Origin of the sequence: Methylophaga sp. UBA5088, assembly GCF_002414625.1 — a bacterium.
In the GTDB taxonomy this organism is placed as follows: domain Bacteria; phylum Pseudomonadota; class Gammaproteobacteria; order Nitrosococcales; family Methylophagaceae; genus Methylophaga; species Methylophaga marina.
The window spans coordinates 11,565-16,744 of the sequence record NZ_DIAC01000079.1; the positions used below are offsets into that span (position 1 = coordinate 11,565).

Consider the following 5,180-nt stretch of genomic DNA (forward strand, 5'->3'; position numbering starts at 1 on the left):
CGCGAATAGCTACATTGGTAACGCAGCCAATCTGGATTTGGGATTAGGTCTTCTGAATTGGTTAGTAGAAGACGATGGTCTTATCACGATTCCAATAAAAACCAGTGTTGGTACACAACTGACCTTATCCAACACGGAATCGATGATTATCGGTTTTGGCTTTTTATTTGCTATGCCATTACTTCTCCTTACAGTTGGACTCACTCTGTGGTGGCGGAGAAAACGTCGATGAAAAGCAGCTATTTCACTAATTTTATTTTGTTGTTATTAGTCGTTGGTTTATTCTGGTTTTCTCAACATAACGCTAATCAGCAGAATGATCATTCAGTCCAATTATTAACATCACTAAATCCTGCTGATATCAATACCATTGATATCCAACAACGACAAAAAAATGATATCAAGCTAATCCGCGATAATGCATCCTGGCGATTGATGTCACCTTACCCTGCCCCTGTCAGTCAAACCCGCATCAATCTCATTCTGAGCTTGTTAAAAACACCCGTTCATGGTGAGTTTCAGCCCATGGATATCTCGTCGCTTGCTCAGTTTGGTCTCCATACCCCCTCGGTGATCGTCAGCTTAAACAATGAGAGTTTTGCGTTGGGTGATGTAGAGCCTATTAGTAAACGTCGTTATGTGCTTTATCAACACATCATTTATCTTATCGATGATGATGTTATGCCCTTATTAACTGCGAGTGCTGATAGCTTTATTGATAACAGGCTTATTGCTGAACATAAAAACATTGAAAAACTCACACTGCCCCGCTCTCTGAATAATCCAGAACCGCTGCAACTAACTCTCTCAAATGGCCAATGGCAATCTGATGATAAAAACTTAACAAGTGATGCGTTAAAGGTGTTGATAGATAGCTGGCAATTTGCCTATGCAACTCAGGTCAGGAAAGTCACATCAGCCGAGTTAATGGCAAAACCTGGTCCTCAAATTACACTTTGGCTGGAAGGTCAAAAACGGCCTGTTTCATTGATCATGCAGACCACTGACAATAACCTTATTCTGACCAATCAAGATTTAAGCTTAGAATATATTTTCCCTATGGCGATGAGCTCCCAGCTATTACCTAATACGCCCACTCAAACTAACGAATAGACATGCCTGAACTGCCAGAAGTAGAAACCACGCGACGTGGTATTCAACCCTTTATTGAGAATCAATCCATCACAAAAATGGTGGTACGTCACCGAGGATTACGCTGGCCGATTCCAGAAGGATTGGAATCCATCGTTAAAGATCAACGGGTAAACAGTATAGAGCGCCGGGCAAAGTACTTGTTGTTACATTGTGACAACGGCACATTGATTATCCATTTGGGCATGTCAGGACGTTTACGCGTACTCGATAATGATGACCACATCAATAAACATGATCATGTCGATATCTTTTTTGATAACGGTTATGTATTGAGATTTACTGACACTCGCCGTTTTGGCGCCATACTCTGGACGAACGAGCCTTATGAGCAACATGCGCTTATCAGTCATCTAGGTCCGGAGCCACTATCAGAACAGTTTGATGTCAACTACTTACATCAACGCGCTAAGGGTCGGACCAGCCCAATTAAAACATTTATTATGAATGGTGAAGTCGTAGTAGGTGTAGGTAATATATACGCCAATGAAGCCCTGTTTATGGCTGGTATTCATCCAAGTACGCCTGCCGGAAAAGTCAGTAAAAAGAATCTATCTCGATTAGTCGAGGCCATTAAGCAGGTTTTGGAAAAAGCCCTACTCGCCGGGGGAACAACCCTACGCGATTTCAGAAAAAGTGATGGAAACCCAGGCTATTTTGCGCAAGAACTTCATGTATATGGACGAGAAGGCTTAGCCTGTTTACGCTGCCAAACCCCAATCAGTCTTATTAAGCAGACGCAAAGAGCCACTTATTTCTGTAGTCAGTGCCAGCCATGTTGATCATTTTTGATTAGAAAAATAGTGAGCCAAAGCGCGTATTTCTTCCTCAGAATAGCCCGCTGCATGCTGCATCATAACGGTACCATCACGCTGACCATTTTTAAATGCCAGCATTTGTTGAATAAAGTAATGTTTATTAAGGCCGGCAAGGCTAGGCGTTCCACCCTGACTATGACCATTTGTACCATGACACGCTGCACACGCTGAGGCGAGTAATGCGACATTGCGTGGCTCGGCGTGAACCACCAGAGATAAAAGCAATACCACCCCAGCGATGACAAAATGAGAAAAACGCATTTTTAGCTCCATATTCCAACGTCAGCTATAAGCCTACGTTATAATACTGGTTTAATCACCAGCTAAGTCTATATGTCAGAAAAAATTCAACTAGAAGATATTATTCCGGAAAACTTGATGGGTATGCGTATCGATCAGGCTTTAGCCAAAATGTTTCCCGAATATTCTCGTGGTCAACTGACAAAATGGCTGAAAGCGGGTGATGTCCTCGTTAACGGGCAACTTCTCAAACCTAAAGAAAGCATTCAGGGCGGAGAAAAAGTCACCATAGGCACTGAGCTACAAGTACAGGATGAAAGCTGGAAGGCAGAGTCCATCGCGCTCGACATTATCTATGAAGATGACGATGTCATCATTATTAACAAACCTGCCGGCATGGTCGTTCATCCCGGTGCAGGCAATCACCAAGGCACGCTCGTCAATGCCTTATTAGCCCATGCTCCCCAATTAGCCAATATCCCACGTGCGGGGATTGTTCATCGTATCGATAAAGCCACCACGGGTCTGTTGATGATAGCCAAGACCTTAACAGCCCATAACTCACTGGTATCGCAACTGCAGGCACGCACAGTTAAACGTGAATACCTTGCTGTAGCGTGCGGTGTTTTGACCGCGGGTGGAACTGTTGATGAGGCTATCGGTCGACATAACGTTGATAGGAAAAGAATGGCCGTAAGCTCGACAGGTAAACCCTCCGTCACACATTATCGTGTCGAGCAGCGTTATCGGGCTCATACTCTGATCAAATGTAAGCTTGAAACCGGACGGACGCATCAGATTCGCGTGCATATGGCGCACATCAGGCATCCTTTGTTAGGTGACCCAGTCTATGGCGGCCGTTTAAAACAAGCCAAAGGCATGACCGAGACGTGTCGTGAGGTTATTCATAACTTCCGCCGTCAAGCCTTACATGCCGGTTTGCTGGGTTTTGTGCATCCCACAACAGGCGAAGAAGTCTCATGGCAAATCGATTTGCCTGAGGATATGCAACAGTTAGTCGATGCGCTGGCAGCAGATGCAGAAATAACTGACTCACTTTAACCTGTGACATTGCATTGAACGCTGTGGCATGGACAATAAAGATCCGTCATGCGTACATTACATTTATCAGTTAATGCGCCAAAAGTATTTCAGATTATCTAATCAAGGAGAAGATACAGCGTGATGACTGTTAATCATCGATGTTCATTTTTATCGGCTTGGCTCAAAGCTGGAAGCATGCCTTTTCTGTTACTACTGAGCTTAAGCGTCATTGCTTCTCCACAAGATAAAAAAGAGGTGACCTTCAGTCACCAGACCGTATTGGATTTAGCTAAAAAACGTGCTCAGAAACCATTCAAAATCCCCACACAAGCGCCAATATCACTCACACGACTGGATGCTGAAACTTACCAAAAAATCCGGTTTCAGCAACAATCAGCTATCTGGGGTAACAGTCCAACCCCATTCTCCATCCAGCTTTTTGCTCCAGGTTTCTTGTATAAAAACCTGGTCGATATCGATATTGTCGAAAGTGGAAAAAGTGTTCCTATTAATGTTACCGAGTCATCATTCAAGGTCCCTAATCCTGAGATTGCCAACGCGCTTGCTCAAGTAGGTAAATATGCTGGATTCCGGCTTCACTATCCTCTTAGTAAGGGGCAGGAAAAGAATGAATTCATCATTTTTCAAGGAGCCAGCTATTTTCGGGCGGTATCCAAAGGTCAGTTATACGGTATTTCGGCCAGAGGGTTGGCTATTGATGTGGCCGAACCAAAAGGTGAAGAACATCCCACGTTCACTCATTTCTGGATAGAACGTCCGGGAAAAGACCAAACAGCCATTGTTGTCCATGCCCTTCTCGATAGTAAAAGTGTGACCGGAGCATATCGATTCGGTATTTATCCTAATGACCCAACTCGAATGGATGTTAAAGTCACCCTATTTCCACGCGTCGATATTCCTCACATCGGTCTCGCCCCGTTAACGTCTATGTTTTTGCATGGCAGTATGGTGCCTGCAAAATCCACTGACTATCGACCACAGGTACATAATTCACAGGCTCTGGCCATAAAAACAGGCAATGGTGAACATCTATGGCGGCCTTTGAATAATCCCAATTCACTACAAATAAGCGGATTCATGGATGAGCATACCAAGGGATTTGGGCTTATCCAACGTGATAGACAATTTGTGAACTATCAAGACTTAGAGGCTCACTACGAGCTTCGTCCTTCTTTATGGGTAGAACCTATTGAAGACTGGGGTAAGGGCCAGGTTCAATTGTTTGAGATACCGTCAAATGCTGATACCAATGACAATATCGTCGCTTATTGGCGACCGGAAGGTGGATTAAAGAAAGGTCAGACCTTCAGCTATAACTATCGCTTGATCTGGCTAAATGATATTAACCCAATGCCATCAAAAACAAAGATTGTCCGTAGTGCTAAAGGAAAACTATTTGAAGATGGCAGCAGAGAAATGATCATCGATTTTAGTCGTATTGATGTGAATCAATTGAATACCATCAGTATGAATGCCTCCAGTAATCACGGCAAAATCATTGCAACTAAATTGATTGCAAATCCAAGCATTGATGGTGCTCGCGTATTTCTTCGATTCCAACCTGAAGATGCTGATGTGGCAGAGTTACGTTTGCAGTTGATGAATAAAGACACACCTATCAGTGAAACATGGCTTTACCGTTGGATTAAACCTAGTCTATTTGCAGGCGAGTAATGAAAGCACACAAAGTTTTACCGGAACGCGCACCACTAGATATGCCAAGGCATCGTGTTAACGAGCCTGGTCAGGCGTTACGCCAACATTCCATCCCCTTTTTCACATCCTTTAGCACCGTCTTGTCACGCTTGTTTATTTTGCTGGTGACAGTTGGCCTTTCGGTCTATGGGATTAGAGAGATGCATGGTGTCCTCAGTACCAACAGCATTACCTCATTACAGTGGGTAT

Annotated in this window: 5 protein-coding genes and 2 pseudogenes; 6 read left to right on the forward strand and 1 reads right to left on the reverse strand. The window is 43.8% G+C overall.

Translation table 11 applies throughout. From position 1 onward, the window contains the following. The 3 genes and pseudogenes from B4K20_RS10085 to mutM form a co-directional block, all read left to right on the forward strand. Window positions 1–232: pseudogene (locus tag B4K20_RS10085) on the forward strand (mucin 2); the annotation flags it as partial. Beyond that, window positions 229–1,113: a DUF4340 domain-containing protein gene (locus B4K20_RS10090; RefSeq protein ID WP_289282785.1), complete on the forward strand. Its 885-nt coding sequence runs from the start codon at window positions 229–231 to the stop codon at window positions 1,111–1,113. The pseudogene B4K20_RS10085 and the gene B4K20_RS10090, both read left to right, overlap by 4 nt. 2 nt (window positions 1,114–1,115) lie before the next feature. Further along, on the forward strand, window positions 1,116–1,934 hold the full coding sequence (gene mutM, locus B4K20_RS10095) for a bifunctional DNA-formamidopyrimidine glycosylase/DNA-(apurinic or apyrimidinic site) lyase (protein WP_289282786.1): 819 nt from the start codon (window positions 1,116–1,118) through the stop codon (window positions 1,932–1,934). Here the strand turns inward: mutM and B4K20_RS10100 are convergent, their stop codons facing one another. Continuing rightward, the gene (locus B4K20_RS10100) at window positions 1,935–2,231 is read right to left on the reverse strand and encodes a c-type cytochrome (protein WP_286304064.1); all 297 of its coding nucleotides are present in this window, start codon (window positions 2,229–2,231) and stop codon (window positions 1,935–1,937) included. It lies immediately after the preceding gene. Window positions 2,232–2,303: 72 nt separating this feature from the next. On the opposite strand from B4K20_RS10100, the gene rluD reads away from it, so the two are divergent. From rluD to B4K20_RS10115, 3 genes and pseudogenes are all read left to right on the forward strand, one after another. Continuing rightward, entirely contained in the window at window positions 2,304–3,272 is a 969-nt protein-coding gene (gene rluD, locus B4K20_RS10105) for a 23S rRNA pseudouridine(1911/1915/1917) synthase RluD (RefSeq protein WP_289282787.1), read from the forward strand. A 177-nt stretch (window positions 3,273–3,449) separates the two neighbouring features. After that, window positions 3,450–4,949: a glucan biosynthesis protein G gene (locus B4K20_RS10110; RefSeq protein WP_289282788.1), complete on the forward strand. Its 1,500-nt coding sequence runs from the start codon at window positions 3,450–3,452 to the stop codon at window positions 4,947–4,949. Further along, window positions 4,949–5,180, forward strand: a pseudogene (locus tag B4K20_RS10115) (glucans biosynthesis glucosyltransferase MdoH); the annotation flags it as partial. The gene B4K20_RS10110 and the pseudogene B4K20_RS10115, both read left to right, overlap by 1 nt.